This is a genomic window from Halomonas litopenaei (assembly GCF_017303055.1).
GTDB classification, from domain to species: Bacteria; Pseudomonadota; Gammaproteobacteria; order Pseudomonadales; family Halomonadaceae; genus Halomonas; species Halomonas litopenaei_A.
This window is the reverse complement of record NZ_JAEKJT010000003.1, coordinates 644,800-662,524: the sequence shown is the minus strand read 5'-3', so window position 1 is coordinate 662,524 and position 17,725 is coordinate 644,800. Positions and strand designations below refer to the sequence as shown.

Annotated in this window: 19 protein-coding genes; 18 read left to right on the top strand and 1 reads right to left on the bottom strand. The window is 64.3% G+C overall.

Annotation, left to right across the window (positions count from 1 at the left end):
* Positions 1 to 204 precede the first annotated feature (204 nt).
* The 5 genes from JF545_RS06865 (at position 205) to JF545_RS06845 (ending at position 3,744) form a co-directional block, all read left to right on the top strand.
* Positions 205 to 642, top strand: coding sequence for a hypothetical protein (locus JF545_RS06865; protein ID WP_206940573.1), 438 nt, complete (start codon positions 205 to 207; stop codon positions 640 to 642).
* A gap of 61 nt (positions 643 to 703) precedes the next feature.
* Positions 704 to 1,627 carry a pca operon transcription factor PcaQ gene (gene pcaQ, locus JF545_RS06860; protein WP_206940571.1) on the top strand — a complete coding sequence of 308 codons (924 nt, stop codon included), beginning with the start codon at positions 704 to 706 and terminating at the stop codon, positions 1,625 to 1,627.
* Between the two features lie 176 nt (positions 1,628 to 1,803).
* The gene (gene pcaH / locus JF545_RS06855; protein WP_206940569.1) at positions 1,804 to 2,529 is read left to right on the top strand and encodes a protocatechuate 3,4-dioxygenase subunit beta; all 726 of its coding nucleotides are present in this window, start codon (positions 1,804 to 1,806) and stop codon (positions 2,527 to 2,529) included.
* Between the two features lie 85 nt (positions 2,530 to 2,614).
* Positions 2,615 to 3,250 (top strand): protocatechuate 3,4-dioxygenase subunit alpha, encoded by a 636-nt coding sequence (pcaG, locus tag JF545_RS06850; RefSeq protein WP_206940567.1) that lies wholly within the window; start codon positions 2,615 to 2,617, stop codon positions 3,248 to 3,250.
* 131 nt (positions 3,251 to 3,381) lie between these two features.
* A complete protein-coding gene (locus JF545_RS06845; RefSeq protein WP_206940565.1) occupies positions 3,382 to 3,744 on the top strand; it encodes a RidA family protein in 363 nt (120 codons plus the stop codon).
* Positions 3,745 to 3,805: 61 nt separating this feature from the next.
* Here JF545_RS06845 and JF545_RS06840 read toward each other — a convergent pair whose 3' ends face one another.
* A complete protein-coding gene (locus JF545_RS06840; protein ID WP_206940563.1) occupies positions 3,806 to 4,708 on the bottom strand; it encodes a LysR family transcriptional regulator in 903 nt (300 codons plus the stop codon).
* Positions 4,709 to 4,916: 208 nt separating this feature from the next.
* Between JF545_RS06840 and JF545_RS06835 the strand changes: the two genes are divergently transcribed.
* The 13 genes from JF545_RS06835 to JF545_RS06775 all read left to right on the top strand — a co-directional run bounded on the left by JF545_RS06835 (position 4,917) and on the right by JF545_RS06775 (position 17,625).
* Entirely contained in the window at positions 4,917 to 6,035 is a 1,119-nt protein-coding gene (locus tag JF545_RS06835; RefSeq protein ID WP_206940561.1) for a muconate cycloisomerase family protein, read from the top strand.
* 35 nt (positions 6,036 to 6,070) lie between these two features.
* Complete coding sequence (gene catC / locus JF545_RS06830) at positions 6,071 to 6,361, top strand: muconolactone Delta-isomerase (RefSeq protein WP_206940560.1); 291 nt, start codon at positions 6,071 to 6,073, stop codon at positions 6,359 to 6,361.
* Between the two features lie 164 nt (positions 6,362 to 6,525).
* Positions 6,526 to 7,482 (top strand): catechol 1,2-dioxygenase, encoded by a 957-nt coding sequence (gene catA / locus JF545_RS06825; RefSeq protein ID WP_206940558.1) that lies wholly within the window; start codon positions 6,526 to 6,528, stop codon positions 7,480 to 7,482.
* A 172-nt stretch (positions 7,483 to 7,654) separates the two neighbouring features.
* Positions 7,655 to 9,028: a Rieske 2Fe-2S domain-containing protein gene (locus JF545_RS06820; RefSeq protein WP_206940556.1), complete on the top strand. Its 1,374-nt coding sequence runs from the start codon at positions 7,655 to 7,657 to the stop codon at positions 9,026 to 9,028.
* A 23-nt stretch (positions 9,029 to 9,051) separates the two neighbouring features.
* Entirely contained in the window at positions 9,052 to 9,540 is a 489-nt protein-coding gene (gene benB / locus JF545_RS06815) for a benzoate 1,2-dioxygenase small subunit (RefSeq protein WP_206940548.1), read from the top strand.
* A gap of 20 nt (positions 9,541 to 9,560) precedes the next feature.
* Entirely contained in the window at positions 9,561 to 10,580 is a 1,020-nt protein-coding gene (gene benC, locus JF545_RS06810; RefSeq protein WP_206940546.1) for a benzoate 1,2-dioxygenase electron transfer component BenC, read from the top strand.
* A gap of 83 nt (positions 10,581 to 10,663) precedes the next feature.
* Positions 10,664 to 11,881 carry an ABC transporter substrate-binding protein gene (locus tag JF545_RS06805; RefSeq protein ID WP_242520707.1) on the top strand — a complete coding sequence of 406 codons (1,218 nt, stop codon included), beginning with the start codon at positions 10,664 to 10,666 and terminating at the stop codon, positions 11,879 to 11,881.
* Between the two features lie 70 nt (positions 11,882 to 11,951).
* Positions 11,952 to 12,812, top strand: a complete 861-nt coding sequence (locus JF545_RS06800; RefSeq protein WP_206940544.1) for a branched-chain amino acid ABC transporter permease — start codon at positions 11,952 to 11,954, stop codon at positions 12,810 to 12,812.
* A 59-nt stretch (positions 12,813 to 12,871) separates the two neighbouring features.
* Positions 12,872 to 13,957, top strand: coding sequence for a branched-chain amino acid ABC transporter permease (locus JF545_RS06795; RefSeq protein WP_206940542.1), 1,086 nt, complete (start codon positions 12,872 to 12,874; stop codon positions 13,955 to 13,957).
* Positions 13,954 to 14,763 (top strand): ABC transporter ATP-binding protein, encoded by an 810-nt coding sequence (locus JF545_RS06790; protein WP_206940540.1) that lies wholly within the window; start codon positions 13,954 to 13,956, stop codon positions 14,761 to 14,763. Before JF545_RS06795 ends, JF545_RS06790 begins: the two co-directional genes overlap by 4 nt.
* On the top strand, positions 14,760 to 15,542 hold the full coding sequence (locus JF545_RS06785) for an ABC transporter ATP-binding protein (RefSeq protein WP_242520706.1): 783 nt from the start codon (positions 14,760 to 14,762) through the stop codon (positions 15,540 to 15,542). Before JF545_RS06790 ends, JF545_RS06785 begins: the two co-directional genes overlap by 4 nt.
* A gap of 67 nt (positions 15,543 to 15,609) precedes the next feature.
* A complete protein-coding gene (benD, locus tag JF545_RS06780; RefSeq protein ID WP_206940538.1) occupies positions 15,610 to 16,383 on the top strand; it encodes a benzoate diol dehydrogenase BenD in 774 nt (257 codons plus the stop codon).
* A gap of 15 nt (positions 16,384 to 16,398) precedes the next feature.
* Entirely contained in the window at positions 16,399 to 17,625 is a 1,227-nt protein-coding gene (locus JF545_RS06775; RefSeq protein ID WP_206940536.1) for a benzoate/H(+) symporter BenE family transporter, read from the top strand.
* The last annotated feature ends 100 nt before the right edge of the window (positions 17,626 to 17,725 follow it).

Sequence of the window (17,725 nt, the reverse complement as noted above, 5' to 3'; positions counted from 1 at the left end):
CAGTGGCAGCGCTGAATGTTCCAGTAGGGAGTGCCGAGTCCTTGCTGTCTGCTTCCCTCTATTCCGTCGTTCACTACACGGCCGAGTGCCCGTGATAGTGGCCTAACGTTTCGGGCCGTTGCTAGACTGGAACGGGGACGGATGCTGGGTATGAGGACGCGGCTCGGTGCATGCCCTTATTTGGCGGCAAGAGGTAACTCCTAGATGCGGTTCATGACGTGTGTGGCAGCGTTGCTCGGTGGGCTGGTGGCCCACTCGGCGGCGGCCGATTGGCGTTTCACCCAGGCCCACCAGATGTTTGGCGATGCGCCAGCGGCCAAGGTAGAAGATGGCGACGGCCATTCGCTGGCGCTGGTGTGCTTCAATGGGGTGCCCATGGTGTCGGTGGCGGGTTACGCCTCCGGCATGGGTGCAGACCGGCGCAAGCCTCTGGATGTGCTGGTGGATGGCATCGGCTATCGCCTGGAGTCTCGTCATTCACCCAAGGATGGCGTCTGGTTCGCGCCTTCGCCGGCTCGCCTGACGCGCACCCTGCAGTCAGGCAACGTCGCCGTGATCACTCCCCAGGACACGCTTCCAGCGCGCTTCTCGCTGATGGGGTCTGGCGAGCCCATCGAACGCGTGCTCGCTGCTTGCCAGTGAGTCCTGTCATCCCTCGTCGTTGAGATGGCCAGCGCCCTGATGCCCAAAGTCCTGACGTTTTATGCTCAATCACCGTATCAAGCTGCGTCATCTCAACGCCTTTCTTGAGGTCTCTCGGCGCCGCAGCTTTGCGCGGGCTGCCGACTCCCTGGCGATCACCCAGCCGGGCATTTCCAAGGCCATCCGTGAACTCGAGGACATCGTCGGTGCCACGCTGTTCGAGCGTGGCGCCCAGGGCGTCAGCCTGACCCAGGCCGGGCTCACCCTGTTAAGGCACGCCGGCCCTGCGCTGAAGGCCCTCGAGGAGGGTGTGGGTGCCCTGGCGGATGCCCATGGTGGCCATGCCTGGTTGAGGATCGGTGCGCTATCCACGGTGGAGTCACGGCTGATGCCCGCGGCTCTCGGCCGTTTCCAGACATCGCCTCACGGCCGCACTACCAGCGTCACGGTGGTCACGGGCGCCAGCGCCTATCTGCTGTCTCGACTGTCACTTGGCGAGCTGGACATGGTAGTCGGACGGATGACAGAAGCCCGAGAGATCCGTGATCTGGCCTTTGAGCATCTCTACTACGAGTCCTTGCGGCTGGTGGTACGTCCCGGCCATTGGTTGGCCGGACACGCGCTTGAGGATACCGCCCCCTTGGGGGAGTGCCGCTGGGTACTGCCGCCCCAGCAGACGACCCTGCGACAGCAGGTCGACAGCTTCTGTGTGCGTCACGCTATCAGCCTGTCGTCGCCCTGTCTCGAGACCCTGTCGCTGACGCTCAGCCGCCGTTACACCCTGGAGAACGACGCCATCTGGGTGGCGCCCTTCGATGCCGTGGATGACGACCTGCAGGCAGGCCGTCTGGTGGAGCTGTCGCTGGCCTTCGAGCACCAGGGGGGATCGGTAGGACTCTGTACCAACGCGTCAGTGGACACCAGCCTGGCGCTGGATGATTTCGCCGAGGCACTGCGCCAGGCTGCCGCCGAGCGCCAGCACTGAACGTTAGGCCATAGTGATCGGTGCCAGGATCAGCTGGCCATAACCTATGGGTTATGGAAGCTCGTCAAGGTCTCAATTGGCAGTCCGTGAGGGCCTGGTCACACTGGCGTCATCGCCTTGCCGGCGAGACGTGTCTGAACAACCAATAATCATCCCTTACGTCAGGACCTGGCCCTATGACTCTTCGTCGTCGTTTTGTCGAGCGCGATCGCCAATCGCATCCGCCTGCCTATGCTCCCGGTTACAAGACCACGGTGCCGCGCTCTCCTTCCCAGGCCTTGGTCAGCCTGCAGACTCCCAGCGTGTCGGAATTGACCGGCCCGGACTTTCAAAAGCTGCGCATGGGACCCCATGACAACGACCTGTTGCTCAACTTCCGCGATGGCACCGCCCCCGGCCTGCCAGTGGGAGAGCGGGTCATCATGTTCGGGCGGGTCATCGACCAGTTCGGCAAGCCCGTGCCCCACACCCTGGTTGAAATGTGGCAGGCCAACGCGGGCGGCCGTTACCGCCACAAGAAAGATAGCTACCTGGCCCCACTGGACCCCAACTTCGGCGGGGTGGGGCGCTGCCTGACCGATGAGGACGGCTGGTATCACTTCCGCACCATCAAGCCAGGCCCTTACCCCTGGCCCAACGGCATCAACACCTGGCGTCCGGCGCATATCCACGTCAGCGTCATGGGGCCAGCCATCTCCACTCGCTTGATCACCCAGATGTACTTCGAGGGCGATCCACTGATTCCGATCTGTCCGATCGTGCAGACGCTCAACGACAAGGAAGCCGTCGGCACCATGATCGGACGTCTCGACATGGCGCGCTCGCGTCCGATGGACGCGCTGGCCTATCGCTTTGACCTGGTCGTGCGCGGCGAGCTGCAGACCTATTTCGAGAATCAGTGACACGCTCGGCAGCAATGCTTCCGGCAACCAACAGTGATATGCCCTGCGGACGTGTGGCTATGGCGTCCGACGGCAAGGAGATTCCATGCAACAGCCCAATTTCACTCCCACCGCCAATCTGATGCTGCGCGAGACCGCGTCCCAGACAGCGGGCCCCTACGTGCATATCGGTCTGGCACTGGCCGTCGCCGGCCTGCCCGAGCGCGACGAAGAAATCTGGAACGAACTGGCCAAGGACAGTGCCAGCGGCCAGCGCATCGAAGTGGTAGGACGGGTCATCGACGGCAACGGCGACCTGGTCCGCGATGCCTTGCTTGAGGCGTGGCAGGCCGACAGCAGCGGCCACTATCAAACCGCCTTTGACCTCAAGGCGCCGTTCAACAGTTTCGGGCGCACCGCGACCACCGCCGAGGGTGACAGTGAATGGCGCTTTGTTACCGTCAAGCCCGGTGCCATCAGCCGTCCCGACGGCCGCACCATGGCCCCCCACATCAACCTGGCGATCTTTGCCCGGGGCGTGAATATCCATCTGCAGACCCGCCTGTACTTTGACGACGAGGGCGAGGCCAATGCCGACTGCCCTGTGCTGGGCGCGATTGAGTCACCCAGCCGTCGTCAGACCCTGATCGCTCGTCGTGAAGACAGTGAAGGCGGACTGCCGCGCTATCGCCTGGATATCGTGCTGCAGGGGGAGGGGGAAACGGTGTTCTTCGACTTCTGATCGTGTTCGCCTGATCACACGGACGTCGCGGCCTGAACCGCGTCGTCCGTGTCGCTATTTGCCCGCGTTTGCAGCGACGCTTCCATGGCCTATGCTAGCGATCCTTTCCTCCCAGGCATCGAGGCTTCTCCATGGATATCCATCGCATCAACCCCACTCCCCGCTGGTCCGACATCACCGTTTTCAACGGCATGGCCCACTTCGTCGAAGTCGCCGAAGCGGACACCAGCGCCGACATCACCGGCCAGGTCGAGCAGATCTTCGCGCAGGCCGAGGAGTCGCTGGCCAAGGTGGCCAGTGACAAGACTCGGATCATCTCGGTGACCATCTACCTGACCGACTTCGCCCACTTCGATGCGCTGAACATCGCTTGGGAGCGCTGGTTCGAGCCCGGCACCGCCCCCAGCCGTGCCTGCGTCAAGGCCGAGCTGGCCAACCCCGAGCTGCTGGTCGAAATGGCCTTCGTGGCAGCGGCGGGGGATGATTTTCGGTAACACCTAAGCGTTAGCCACCCGCCACAGGCAGGGCCTTGGCCCTGCCGTCCCGCGACGTTTTTCACGGATACTTCCCGCTGCGACGATTCTCCACCAGTACCTCGAGGATGGCGTTGGCCGCCTGCATCGTCTCGCTGGGCGCTTCGCCACGTCGGCGGCTGCACACGATCGGTGAAGTGATGTGCTTTTCGGCCAGGTAGAGGTAGCGGATACCGTCGCGGTTCTGTCGCTTGACCTGTTCCGGTACTAGGGTGATGCCGAAGTCCGATACCACCAGGCCCAGCGCCGTCTGCATCTCGTTGGCCTCCTGGGCCACCGTGACCTTGAGGCCGCGTCGGCGAAACAGCCCCAGCACGATATCGGCAAGGCTGGGGCGTGGGCTTGCCGGGTACAGCACCAGCGGATAACTCGCCAGCTCGGCCATGGTCGGGGTGGTGCCCACCAGCGGGTGTCCTTCCGGCACCGCCGCCATCATCGGCTCCTCGAACAGGACTTCCTGTTCCACATCCGGGTCGTCGAGACGCAGACGCCCAAAGCCGATGTCGATCCTGCCTGCCTTCAGCGCCTGCACCTGCTCCACCGTGGTCAGTTCGGCCAGGGTCAGCTCTACCTCGTCCTTTTGTCGCAACTCCCTCACCAGCAGCGGCAGCTGTCCATAGAACAGCGATGGCACGAAGCCGATACCGAATAACTCCTTGTGGCTGCGGGACATGCGGCGCACGGCGGCCACGGTGGTGTCCAGCTTCTCAAGCATCTGCAGGGCATGCTCATGGAAGAACTTGCCGGTGGGCGTCAGGGCCAGACCACGGGGTCCACGGATGAACAGCTGGGCCCCCAGCTCTTCTTCCAACTGATTGATCTGGCGCGTCAATGGGGGCTGCGCCATATGCAGTCGAGCGGCGGCCCGGGTGATGTTCAGCTCTTCTGCTGCAGCGCAGAAATAGCGTAGGTGTCGAAGCTCCATGATACCTCCAGGGTATGCCTGATTACCCAGACCATATTGGTTCCGCGGTCCGTAGACAACCAGAATTCGTGAAGACGCCGTAAACAGGGGGTTTCGCATCATGGGCCATAAGAGATGGCGTGTGAGAGAAGTCGCCTCTAAGTAAGAAAAATCTTACTCAGGTATGGCTTGTTCACCTGTTCCCGTTCTGTCACGTGCCGGAGTTCCTATGAGCATCACCATTGCATCCATCGAGACGTTGCTGGTCGATCTTCCGACCATCCGGCCGCACAAGCTGTCGATGGCCACCATGGCCACCCAGACCCTGGTGATTGTGCGACTGCGATGCTCCGACGGTATCGAGGGGCTGGGTGAAGCCACCACCATTGGTGGTCTGGCCTATGGCCCGGAAAGCCCCGAGAGCATGAAGGTCAACATCGATACCTATCTGGCGCCGGCGCTCGAGGGCCTGCCAGCAGACAACATCAATCTGGCCATGGCGCGACTGGACAAGCTGGCCAAGGGCAACGTCATCGCCAAGTCGGCGCTGGAGACCGCGCTGCTGGACGCCAAGGGCAAGCGCCTCGGGGTGTCGCTGGCATCGCTGCTGGGTGGCCCTCGCCATGACCACCTGCCGGTGCTGTGGACGCTGGCCAGCGGTGACACCGATAAGGACATCGAGGAGGCCGAGCGGCGCCTGGAGCAGCGTCGCCATCGCGACTTCAAGCTCAAGATCGGCGCCAACCCGGTAGCGCGTGACGTCAAGCACGTGGCCGCGATCAAGGCCGCGCTGGGGGATCGCGCCAGTGTCAGGGTCGACGTCAACCAGGCCTGGGATGAAGCCACCGCGGTGCGGGCGATTGCCGAGCTCGAGGCCGCCGGCGTCGAGCTGATCGAGCAACCCATTCCCGCCCATGAACGGGCCGGACTGGCGCGCCTGTCCAGCCGTTTCGAGGTGACCATGCTGGCCGATGAAGGCGTTCAGGACCTGCGCTGCGGCCTGGCGCTGATCGACTCCGGCTTCAGCGGCGCCTTTGCCCTGAAGATTGCCAAGAGTGCCGGGCCCCGGGGGGCGCTGCGCCTGGCCCACCTGGCCGAAGCGGGCGGCATCGGGCTCTACGGCGGCACCATGCTCGAAGGCACCATCGGCACCGCCGCCTCGCTGCATGCCTGGGCCACCCTGCCCGAGATGGCCTGGGGCACCGAGATGTTCGGCCCCTTGCTGCTGACCGACGACATCGTCACCCGACCGCTGCACTACACCGACTTCGGCGTTGCCTTGCCGGATGGCCCCGGCCTTGGCCTTGAGCTGGACGAAGACAAGCTGCGCGAGTACGCCCGCCGTTAAGGGCGCCTTACCCCACGACCATCAGGAGACACGCCGTGCTATTTCACGTCGAAATGACCGTCAAGCTGCCGCCGGACATGGACCCCAGCCGGGCCGCCGAGATCAAGGCCACCGAGAAGGCCTATTCCCAGGAACTGCAGCGCGCCGGCAAGTGGCGCCACCTGTGGCGAGTGGCGGGCAGCTACTCCAACGTCAGCATCTTCGATGTGGAGGACAACGCCGAACTGCAGGAGCTGGTCGCGAATCTGCCGCTGTTTCCCTACATGGAGATCCGCGTCAAACCGCTGTGCCGCCACCCGTCCTCGGTACGCGAGGACGATCGCTGAATCACGTCGGGAAGGGCGTAACGCTCCCTTCCTGGTCATCCCCGAGCCCGGCCGGCCCCCTGACGAGCCTACGGCAGATGCCGTCCCGGCCAGCTCACCCCGCGCCAATGTCAACGAAGACGTCAATAACAACGATAACAGCGCCATCCCGTGAGGAGTGTGAGATGAACAAGCTAACCACCACCACGCCAGTCCGTATCTTTGACACCCCGGAGGTCCAGGACTTCCTTAACACCGTTGCCGGCTTCGACAAGAACGGCGGCGACGAGCGCGCCAAGGAGATTCTGCATCGCCTGCTGTCGGACCTGTACAAACTGATCGACGACTATGACGTCACCCCGGAGGAGTTCTGGGCGGGTATCAGCGTGCTCAACGCACTGGGTGCCGGCACCCAGTTCGGCCTGCTGGCGCCGGGTCTTGGCTTCGATCATTACCTGGATATGCGTATGGACGCCGAGGACGCGGCCCGCGGCCTTCAGGGCGGCACCCCGCGCACCATCGAAGGGCCGCTGTATGTGGCTGGCGCACCTGAGTCCGAGGGCCTGGCGCGCATGGACGATGGTTCCGACACTCAGGCCGAAGTGATGTGGCTGACCGGTCAGGTCCGTGACACCAGCGGCCAGCCCATCGCCGGGGCCAAGGTCGAGATCTGGCACGCCGACAGCAAGGGCAACTACAGCTTCTTCGACCCTTCCCAGTCGGACTATCACCTGAGGCGCAGCATCTTCACCGACGCCGATGGCCGCTATCGTGCCCGCAGCATCATTCCCTCCGGTTACGGCTGCCCCCCCGACAGCCCGACCCAGCAGGTGCTTGACCTGCTCGGCCGTCACGGCCAGCGCCCGGCGCATATCCACTTCTTTATCTCGGCGCCAGGCCACAAGCACCTGACCACCCAGATCAACCTGGCCGGTGACCCCTACACCTTCGACGACTTCGCCTTCGCCACCCGCGAGGAGCTGGTGGTGGACGCCAGTCGCATCGACGACCAGGCCGAGGCCAGTGCCCGTGGCATTGAAGGACCCTTCACCGAGGTGGTGTTCGACATCGAGCTTGCCGCCACCAGTGATGAGGCCCTGCAGGCGCGCCACAGGCGCCCGCGTGCCCTCGAAGACGTCTGAGGCGCGCACACCCGCTGCCCGATCGCCGGACCCGTGCCGGCCCCTGACTCACACAGGAGCGTCTCGTTCGCGGACTGTGCCTTGCCCCTGACCGGCCCGACAGGCCGACAAGCGACGGGCGAGGCGAGGACGAGATAAAGGACGAGATAGAGGACGAGAGAGGAGAACAACGATGAGCAATAAACTCGATCAGATCGAAGCCCGCGTGCGCGGTGCCGTCGAAGACAACCCAGAGAAGGGCGTCTTTCGCTGCCATCGCAGCATGTTCACCGACCCCGAGTTCTTCGAACTCGAAATGAAACACATCTTCGAGGGCAACTGGCTGTTCATGGCCCACGAGAGTCAGGTCGCCGAGCCCGGCGACTACTTTACCCTGAACATGGGGCGCCAGCCGGTGGTCATCACCCGCGACAAGGACGGGGAGCTGCACGCGCTGATCAACGCCTGCGCCCACCGTGGCGCCACCATCTGCCGCCGCAAGCAGGGCAACAAGGGCACCTTTACCTGTCCGTTCCACGGCTGGACCTTCAAGAACGATGGTCGCCTGCTCAAGGCCAAGAACGAGAAGGTCGGCGCCTACCCGGATGCGTTCAAGCAGGACGGCTCCCATGATCTCAAGCGACTGCCGAAGTTTGCGAACTACAAGGGCTTTCTGTTCGGCAGCCTGAGCGCCGACGTCATGCCCATCGAGGACTACCTGGGCGAGACCAAGAAGGTCATCGACAACATCGTCGACCAGGCTCCCGAAGGCCTCGAGATCCTGCGGGGAACTTCCTCCTACACCTACACCGGCAACTGGAAGCTGCAGGCGGAGAACGGGGCCGATGGCTACCACGTCAGTACCGTGCACTGGAACTACGCCTCCACCATGGACCGCCGCAACTATGACGAGGGCGGCACCAAGGCGGTGGACGCTGACGGCTGGTCCAAGTCGAAGGGCGGTTTCTACTCCTACGAGAACGGCCACATGATGCTGTGGACCCGGCTGCTCAACCCTGAGGTGCGCCCGGTGTACGAGCACAAGGAGCGCATCGAGCAGGAGCTGGGCGAGGCCCGCGCCGACAACATCGTCAACCAGACCCGCAACCTGTGCCTGTACCCCAACGTCTACCTGATGGACCAGTTCTCGACCCAGATTCGGGTGCTGCGGCCGCTGGCGGTGGACCGCACCGAGGTCACCATCTACTGCTTCGCGCCCAAGGGCGAGTCGGCGGAGAACCGCCGGGTGCGCATTCGCCAGTACGAGGACTTCTTCAACGTCAGCGGTATGGGCACGCCGGACGACCTGGAGGAATTCCGTGGCTGCCAGAACGGCTACAACGGCGCCCTGGCCGAGTGGAACGACCTGTCCCGCGGCGCCAAGCAGTGGATCGATGGTCCGGATGAAGACGCCGCCGCCATCGACATGAAGCCGCTCAAGAGTGGTGCCTCGCCAGAGGATGAAGGGCTCTACGTGCTGCACCACCAGCACTGGGTCGAGGAAATGCTGCGCGCCATCGACAAGGAACGCAGCCAGTTCATCGCGACCACCACGGCCACCGCCTGAGCGCCACACAGAGGAGCATGATCATGAGCATCAGCTATCACGATATCCAGGCCTTTGTGTACCGCGAGGCGCGGCTGCTGGATGACCGCCAGTGGGACGAATGGCTGACCCTGTATGCCAAGAAGGCCGAGTTCTGGATGCCCTGCTGGGACGATGACGACACCTTGACCCAAGACCCCCACAGCGAGATCTCGCTGATCTACTACCCCAACCGTGAGGGACTCGAGGATCGCGTCTATCGGATCAAGACCGAGCGCAGCGGCGCCAGTACCCCTGAGCCTCGTACCACCCATCAGATCACCAACATCGAGGTGCTGAAGGACGAGGGCGATGTGGTCGAGGTGCGCTTCAACTGGCACACCCTGAGCCACCGCTACAAGCAGACCGACAGCTACTTCGGGGTGTCCTACTACACCCTGGACGTGTCCGGCGAGAGTCCGCTTATCACCCGCAAGAAGGTGCAGCTCAACAACGATTACATCCACCAGGTGATTGACGTGTACCACGTCTAGCGCGTCGCAGGAGAACGGCCATGAGCTACACCATTGCGCTCAACTTCGAAGATGGAGTGTCGCGCTTCATTGACTGCAACGAGGGCGAGACCGTCCTCGATGCCGCCTACCGCAACAAGGTCAACCTGCCGATGGACTGCTCCGATGGCGTCTGCGGCACCTGCAAGTGCCACTGCGACCAGGGCGAGTTCGAGCTGGGTGACGAGTACATCGACGAGGCATTGTCCGACGAGGAGCTGCACGAAGGCCAGGTGCTGACCTGCCAGATGGTGCCGTCATCGGACTGCGTGCTGTCGGTGCCGGTGGCCTCGACCGTATGCAAGACCGCGGTGGACACCCGCAGCGCCTCGGTGGTGCACGTCGAGTCGCTGTCCGAGGACTCCATTGAGCTTGCCATCGACATCGAGGGCGAACCGCTGCAGTTCCTGCCCGGTCAGTACGTGCACCTGGAGGTGCCGGGAGCCGAGCAGCATCGCAGCTACTCGTTCAGCTCACTGCCAGGGGAGAGCCGTGCCAGCTTTCTGATTCGCAATGTGCCTGACGGCCTGATGAGCGGCTATCTCAGCGAGCGCGCCAAGGGCGGTGACGCCATGGCGGTGACCGGCCCCATGGGCAGCTTCTATCTGCGCGCCATCCAGCGCCCGATCCTGATGCTGGCGGGCGGTACCGGCCTCGCGCCCTTCCTGTCGATGCTCAAGCAACTGGCGTTGCTGGAAGCGCGGGGCGAGGGCGCAGGCCAGCCGATCCACATGATCTACGGGGTGACCAAGGACGATCACCTGGTCAAGTGCGAGGAGCTGGACGCCGCCGTCGAGGCGCTGCCCGACTTTGACTATCTGACGGTGGTCGCCGACGAGGGCAGCAGCCACGAGCGCAAGGGCTACGTCACCCATCACATGGACGAGAGCAAGCTGCATGGCGGTGATGTCGATGTCTACCTGTGCGGCCCGCCGCCGATGGTGGACGCGGTGCTCAAGCACTTCGACCAGCAGGGCATCAAGCCCGCCAGCTTCCACTACGAGAAGTTCACCCCCAACTGAGTGAATCGCCAGCCAGGCCAGGGACCCACGCCGACGGTGTCCCTGGAGACATAACGACAATCACAACCTGACGAGAATCGACCATGACAACCATGAAGAAGCGCTCCGGCGCACGTTCTCTCTTCGCTCGTCGAGCCGCGCTCGGCGCTCTGATCCTGACGCCGGCCCTGGGCCTCACCCTGGGGGCCGCCAGCCCGGCCCAGGCCGACCATGACGTCAAGCTGGGCCTGATGCTGCCCTATTCCGGTACCTACGCGGCCCTTGGTGAATCCATCACCAATGGGCTCAAGCTTGCCATTGAGCAGGAGGGCGGAAGCCTCGGTGGCCACGGCGTCGAATACGTGGCCCTGGATTCCGAAGCCAACCCCTCCAAGGCGCCCCAGAACATGAGTCGCCTGGTCAAGGGCGACGGTGTCGACGTGGTCATCGGTCCGGTCCACTCAGGCGTTGCCATGGGCATGCTGCGGGTGGCCAAGCAGACCGGCGCGATCACCATCATTCCCAACGCCGGGCTCGAGGCCGCCACCAACCAGCTGTGCATGCCCAACGTCTTTCGTACCTCGTTCAGCATGTGGCAGAACAGCTACCCCATGGGTCAGGTGGCCTATGACCAGGGCCATCGCCGGATCGTCACCATCACCTGGGACTATGCCGGTGGCAAGGAGGACCTGGCCGGTTTCGAGCAGGCCTTCACCGAGGCCGGCGGCGAGATCGTCGAGCAGATTCTGGTGCCCTTCCCGAGCACCGAGTTCCAGACCTACCTGGCCCAGATCGCCAGCATCGCCCCGGATGCGGTCTACACCTTCTTCGCCGGTGGCGGTGGAGTCGGCTTTGTGCGCGACTACGCCGCGGCCGGGCTCAACGACAGCATTCCGCTGTACGGTTCGGGCTTTTTGACCGACGGCAACCTGGTGGCCCTGGGCGACGCCGCCGACGGCGTGCAGACCACCATGCACTACGCCGAGACCCTCGACACTCCGCAGAACCAGGCCTTTGTCGCCGCCTATCAGGAGGCCTACGGCGAGGTCCCCGACACCTACGCGGTGCAGGGCTATGACGCTGGCAAGATGCTGGCCCAGGCCTATGGCGCGATCGACGGCGAGCCGACCCGGGAGGCGCTGATCGCCGCGCTCGGCTCGGTGCAGCTCGACAGCCCGCGCGGACCGGTCAGCTTCTCCGAGTCCCATCACCCGATCCAGAACGTCTACCTGCGCGAGGTCAAGGACGGTGAGCACCACGTCACCGCCATCGCAAGCCCGCAGCTGGAAGTTCCCGACAGCGCCTGCCCGATGAAGAGCTGAGCCCAGCAGGCGGCCGCGCGAGCTTGCGTACTGCCGCCTGCTTGCCCTCATCCAGACGAGGAGAACGACGATGGATCTTGCCTTCTTCGGGGTACAGCTGCTCAACGGCCTGCAATACGGCCTGCTGCTGTTCCTTATCGCCAGTGGCCTGACGCTGATCTTCGGCATCATGGGCATCATCAACCTGGCCCATGGCGCCATGTACATGATCGGCGCCTACCTGGCCTTCGACCTGACCCAGCGGCTCGGCAACTTCTGGCTGGCCATCCTGATCGCGGTCCCCATCGCGGTGATTCTCGGCCTGGTCATCGAGCGACTGTTTCTGGACACCCTGTACAAGCGTGACCACCTCTACCAGGTCCTGCTGACCTTCGGCCTGATCCTGGTGCTCAACGAGGCCCAGCGCATCATCTGGGGCGGCGACGTGCACTCGGTGGCGTTGCCGGCGCCCTTCGACGGCTCCATCGCGCTGACCGACAACCTGCAGTACCCGGTCTATCGGCTGTTCGTCGCGGCGGTATGCCTGGCGCTGGCCGGTGCCATCTACTGGGTCATTCGCCATACCCGGCTGGGCATTGTCATCCGCGCCGGTGCCGTCAACCGCGAGATGGTCGAGGGCCTTGGCATCAATATCCGCACCCTGTTCACCCTGATCTTCAGCGTCGGCGTGGCGCTGTCGGCCTTCGCCGGGATGATGGCGGCGCCGCTGTCGTCGATTACCCCCGGGATGGGGGATTCCATCCTGATCACCTGTTTTGTGGTGGTGGTCATCGGCGGCATTGGTTCGATCAAGGGGGCCTTCTTCGGTGCCCTGTTGATCGGCATGGCCGAGACCTTCGGCCCGGTGCTGATTCCGAGCCTCGCCAGCATGCTGATCTACCTGATCATGGCGCTGGTGCTGTTGATTAAGCCGCGCGGGCTGTTCGCCTGATGCAGGCCTCACCCTGACACGACCTTGACGGGCGAGTATCCGCCCGGAGGAGAGGGACCATGTTGCACCGTTATCCCAAGCGCGTGACGTTTCTGCTGCTGGCAGGTCTTGCGCTGTTGATCGCCTATCCGGCCTGGGGGCCGGCCCTGTTCGGGGAGTCCAGCGCCTTCTTCATGGAGAAGCTGACTCTGATGCTGATCTTTGCCCTGTTCGCCGTCAGCCTCGATCTGCTGGTGGGTATTCTTGGCCTGGTGAGCCTGGGCCATGCGCTGTTCTTCGGCCTTGGCGCCTATACCCTGGCCATGGCCAGCCCTGACTTCAGCCCGGCCTCGCTGTGGTGGATGCTGCCGCTGGTGATGCTGGTCACCGGAGCGGTGGCGGCCATCGTCGGCGTGCTGGTGCTGCGCACCAAGGGCATCTTCTTCATCATGACCACCCTGGCCTTTGGCCAGATGCTCTTCTACACCGTCAGCACATCCAGCATGACCGGCGGTACCGATGGGGTCTTCATCATGTTCCGCCCGAGCCTCGCCATGGGTGAGACGCCCCTTGTCGATCTCGACAATCCGCTGACCTTCTTCTACTTCTGCCTGGCGCTATTGGTGGCGGTCTATCTTATCCTGCGCGCCCTGACCCGTTCCCACTTCGGCCAGGTGCTCGATGGCATCCACGACAACGAGCACCGCATGCAGGCGCTGGGCTACGCCACCACCGGCTACAAGCTGATTGCCTTCGTGGTGTCGGCGATGATCGCCGGTGTCGCCGGCATGCTGGCGGCGATGCAGTACGGCTTCGCCAATCCCGCGCAACTTGGCTGGCACCACTCCGGCGAGGTGCTGATGATGGTGATCCTTGGCGGTATGGGCACCATCTTTGGGCCGATCCTCGGCGCCTTTGCCTATGAACTGCTGCTGTACTTCTATGAGCACCTGACCAACCACTGGCCGATCCTGATGGGGATGACCATCATCGTCGCGGTGCTGGTACTGCCCCGGGGCATCGCCGGGCTGCTGCTCGATCCGCCAGGACGCAAGACGTCGCTGTTCGGGCCCTGGAGCGCGGCCAGAGATGCCCAGCAGGCAGAGCGTGTCGCCTCGGCGTCGCAGGCGTCGGCGGGCAAGTCCGCCGGGGAGGTGTCGTCATGAGCAGCATGCTGTCGACCCGCGGCCTGACCCGCAGCTTCGGAGGCCTGCTGGCGGTCAATGATGTGGACTTTCAGGTCGAGCGTGGCGAGATTCACGCCATCCTGGGACCCAATGGAGCCGGCAAGAGCACCCTGATCAACCTGCTGTCCGGGGAGATTCCCCCCACCCGGGGCGAGATCGTCTATCGCGGCAGCGCCATCCAGGGCAAGAAAGCCCACCAGGTCGCGCGACTGGGAATCGGGCGCAGTCACCAGAAGACCAATATCTTTCCGCGCCTGACCTGCCTGCAGAACTGCCAGCTGGCGGCGCGCATTCACCATGGTGGGGTCATCGGCAGCTGGCGCTCGCGCAAGCGCGCCAAGGAAGTGGACGAGCGGGCGCTGGCAGCGCTGGACACCTGTGGCTTGGTGCCCCGCGCCCACACGCTGTCCTCCGGCATGAGCTACGGCGAGCAGCGTCAGCTGCAGATCGCCATGGTGTTGGCCACCCAGCCGCAGCTGATGCTGCTGGATGAACCCATGGCCGGCATGGGCCGCGAGGAAACCGACCAGGTCGCCGATCTGCTCAAGCGGTTGTCCAGCGACTACACCATCGTGCTGATCGAGCACGACATGGACTCGGTGTTCCGCCTGGCCGATCGCATTACCGTGATGGTCGACGGCTGCGTGCTGGAAAGCGGCAGCACCGACAGCATTCGTGCAAGCGACAGCGTGCGCGACGTCTACCTGGGTCGCCATGACTCGGGCCAGGACGACGCCTCTGACGATATCGATGACCGCCCCCAGCGCCGCGAGGTAGCGCCATGAACGCCCGTCTTGATCGCACCATGAATGGCGCTGGCAGCGGAAGTGGCGCAGACACGATCGACACCAGCGCGCCGTTGATTGACGCCCGTGGCCTGCACACCTTCTATGGCGAGAGTCACGTGCTGCACGGCGTGGACCTCAGCCTGAAGGCCGGTGAGACGTTGAGCCTGCTCGGCCGCAACGGCATGGGCAAGACCACCACCCTGAAGTCGATCCTCGGCTTTGTGCCACCGCGCCATGGCGAGGTCAGGATCATGGGTGTGGATACCCGCAAGCGGCGGCCTTGGCAGGTGATTCGCCAGGGGATCGGCTATGTGCCGGAGGGACGGGGCATCTTCCCTGGCCTCAGTGTGCGAGAACATCTGGTGATGGCCGCCCGCACCGGCGTCGATGGCCGCAGCGACTGGAACATCGAGCGGGTGCTGGACACCTTTCCCCGGCTCAAGGAGCGGATCAGCCACGATGGCTCGCTGCTGTCCGGCGGCGAGCAGCAGATGCTGTCGATCGGTCGGGCGCTGATGCTCAATCCCCGGCTGGTGATCCTTGACGAGGCCACCGAAGGGCTGGCGCCACTGATCCGTGACGAGATCTGGTCGATCATCCGCACCATCAAGGCCTCGGGCATCGCCAGCATCATCGTCGACAAGAACATCGACAACCTGCTCGAGGTGGGCGACCGCCACCTGCTGATCGTCAAGGGCAAGGTGGTGTTCGACGGCAGCAGTCAGGCGCTCAGGGACGACCCCTCGATTCTTGATACCCACCTTGGCGTGGGGTGAGTCGTGCCCATCGCTGGACCATAGGCATAGGACTGTAAGCACAGGACCGTAAAAACAGGATCGTGAGATGAAACGATTTGAACAGAAAGTGATGCTGATCACCGGCGCCGCCCAGGGCATTGGGCGGCGGCTGGCGGAAAGGGCCGCACAAGAGGGCGCCCGGCTGGTGCTGGTGGACCGCGCCGAGCACGTGCATGACGTGGCGGGTGCGCTGGCCGACCAGGGCGCCGAGGCGCTGGCGCTGACGGCCGATCTGGAAACCTGGGACGGTGCCGAGGCCGCCATGGGGGGAGCCATCGAGCGCTTTGGGCGCATCGACGTGCTGGTCAACAACGTCGGTGGCACCATCTGGGCCAAGCCCTACACCCACTATGCGCCGGATCAGATCGAGGCCGAGGTGCGCCGCTCGCTGTTCCCGACCCTGTGGTGCTGCCGTGCGGCCTTGCCTCATCTGACCGAGAGTGGCGGTAACATCGTCAACGTATCGTCGGTGGCGACGCGGGGCGTCAACCGAGTGCCCTACGCCTCGGCCAAGGGTGGGGTGAACGCCCTGACCGTGGCGCTGGCCATCGATATGGCCGAGCACGGGGTACGGGTCAATGCTACCGCGCCGGGTGGCACCGAGGCGCCACCGCGGCTGACGCCGCGCAACGCCGAGCCCCAGAGCGAACAGGACGCGCGGTGGTACCAGCAGCTGATCGACCAGACCAAGGCATCCAGCCTGATGCATCGCTACGGCACTCTGGATGAACAGGTGGGGCCGATCCTGTTTCTGGCATCCGATGACGCCAGCTACATTACCGGTAGCGTGCTGCCGGTGGCTGGCGGTGACCCAGGCTGATCAAGGAGCCCAACCATGCGCCATCCCTCTGCTGATACCGGGAACGACCGGGCCAGCGCTTCCTGGCTAGGTTCCCTGGCCCGGGATCTGTCGCTGTCGGCGGTGACGGCGGGCTTCGTGGCGGTACTGATTTCCTATTCAGGGCCGCTGGCGATCTTCTTTCAGGCCGGGGCAGCGGCGGACATTTCCCCCGCCATGATGACCTCCTGGGTGTGGGCCATCTCGCTGGGGGCGGCGGTCTCCGGCATCGTACTGAGCCTGTGGCTCAGGGTGCCGGTGGTGACCGCCTGGTCGGCGCCGGGCACGGCGTTGCTGGTCAGCCTGTTTCCCGAATTGTCCCTGGGCGAGGCGGTGGGGGCCTACCTGAGCGCGGCGGTACTGATGCTGGTCATCGGCGTCAGTGGCAGCTTCGACCGGCTGATGGCGCTGATTCCCAAGGGCGTGGCCGCCGGAATGATGGCCGGCATCCTGTTCCAGTTCGGGCTGGACGCCTTTGCGGCGATCGAGACGTCGCCGTCGCTTGCCCTCGGCATGCTGGTGGCCTATCTGCTGTTCAAGCGCGTGGCGCCGCGCTACTGCCTGATCCTGCTGCTGGTCACCGGTATTGTGCTGGCCGTGTTGCTGGAGGATGCCAGCCTGGCTGGCGTCGGCCTGCACCTGGCGGTGCCGGTGTGGATCACCCCGGAATGGAGCCTCGCCAGCACCCTGAGCCTGGCGCTGCCGCTGGTGGTGGTCAGCCTGACCGGCCAGTTTTTGCCAGGCATGGCGATCCTGCAGGGGGCGGGCTATGACACCGAGGCCAGACCAATACTGACGGTGGCGGGCGTGACGTCTCTGGCGACCGCATGCTTTGGCGGTATTTCCACCGTGGTCGCCGCCATCACCGCCGCGCTGTGCACCGGCAAGGAGGCCCACGAGGACCCGGGACGGCGCTATGTGGCGGGGGTCGCCAATGGTGTCTTCTACCTGGTCGGCGGGCTGTTCGCCGGTACCATCGTGGCGCTGTTCAGCTCGCTGCCGGGGGCCTTCGTGGCGGTGCTGGCAGGGCTTGCGCTGATTGCTGCGATCGTCAGCAACCTGGCTGCCATGATCGCCGCCGATGATCACCGCGAGGCCTCTGTGATCGCCTTTATGGTCACCGCCTCAGGCATGAGCCTGTTCGGACTGGGCGCGGCCTTCTGGGGCGTGGTGATCGGCGGCGTTGCGGTGAAGCTGTTGCATGGCGCAGGTAGCAAGAGCTGAGACCTGCCCGCAAAGATCAGCGTCACATGTCTGGTACCTCTGGCCGGGGGTGCCGGCCCGCGCATGCAGCTAGGGTTGTTGTACGGGGCAGCCAAGTGGC

Bases quoted from the DNA above. Each gene is read 5' to 3' on its own strand.
- pcaH (WP_206940569.1), top strand. From the start codon at position 1,804: ATGACTCTTCGTCGTCGTTTTGTCGAGCGCGATCGCCAATCGCATCCG.
- pcaG (WP_206940567.1), top strand. From the start codon at position 2,615: ATGCAACAGCCCAATTTCACTCCCACCGCCAATCTGATGCTGCGCGAG.
- JF545_RS06775 (WP_206940536.1), top strand. From the start codon at position 16,399: ATGCGCCATCCCTCTGCTGATACCGGGAACGACCGGGCCAGCGCTTCC.
- JF545_RS06805 (WP_242520707.1), top strand. From the start codon at position 10,664: ATGACAACCATGAAGAAGCGCTCCGGCGCACGTTCTCTCTTCGCTCGT.
- JF545_RS06800 (WP_206940544.1), top strand. From the start codon at position 11,952: ATGGATCTTGCCTTCTTCGGGGTACAGCTGCTCAACGGCCTGCAATAC.
- benC (WP_206940546.1), top strand. From the start codon at position 9,561: ATGAGCTACACCATTGCGCTCAACTTCGAAGATGGAGTGTCGCGCTTC.
- JF545_RS06835 (WP_206940561.1), top strand. From the start codon at position 4,917: ATGAGCATCACCATTGCATCCATCGAGACGTTGCTGGTCGATCTTCCG.
- JF545_RS06845 (WP_206940565.1), top strand. From the start codon at position 3,382: ATGGATATCCATCGCATCAACCCCACTCCCCGCTGGTCCGACATCACC.
- JF545_RS06785 (WP_242520706.1), top strand. From the start codon at position 14,760: ATGAACGCCCGTCTTGATCGCACCATGAATGGCGCTGGCAGCGGAAGT.
- JF545_RS06790 (WP_206940540.1), top strand. From the start codon at position 13,954: ATGAGCAGCATGCTGTCGACCCGCGGCCTGACCCGCAGCTTCGGAGGC.
- JF545_RS06820 (WP_206940556.1), top strand. From the start codon at position 7,655: ATGAGCAATAAACTCGATCAGATCGAAGCCCGCGTGCGCGGTGCCGTC.
- pcaQ (WP_206940571.1), top strand. From the start codon at position 704: ATGCTCAATCACCGTATCAAGCTGCGTCATCTCAACGCCTTTCTTGAG.
- benB (WP_206940548.1), top strand. From the start codon at position 9,052: ATGAGCATCAGCTATCACGATATCCAGGCCTTTGTGTACCGCGAGGCG.
- catA (WP_206940558.1), top strand. From the start codon at position 6,526: ATGAACAAGCTAACCACCACCACGCCAGTCCGTATCTTTGACACCCCG.
- JF545_RS06865 (WP_206940573.1), top strand. From the start codon at position 205: ATGCGGTTCATGACGTGTGTGGCAGCGTTGCTCGGTGGGCTGGTGGCC.
- JF545_RS06795 (WP_206940542.1), top strand. From the start codon at position 12,872: ATGTTGCACCGTTATCCCAAGCGCGTGACGTTTCTGCTGCTGGCAGGT.
- JF545_RS06840 (WP_206940563.1), bottom strand. From the start codon at position 4,708: ATGGAGCTTCGACACCTACGCTATTTCTGCGCTGCAGCAGAAGAGCTG.
- benD (WP_206940538.1), top strand. From the start codon at position 15,610: ATGAAACGATTTGAACAGAAAGTGATGCTGATCACCGGCGCCGCCCAG.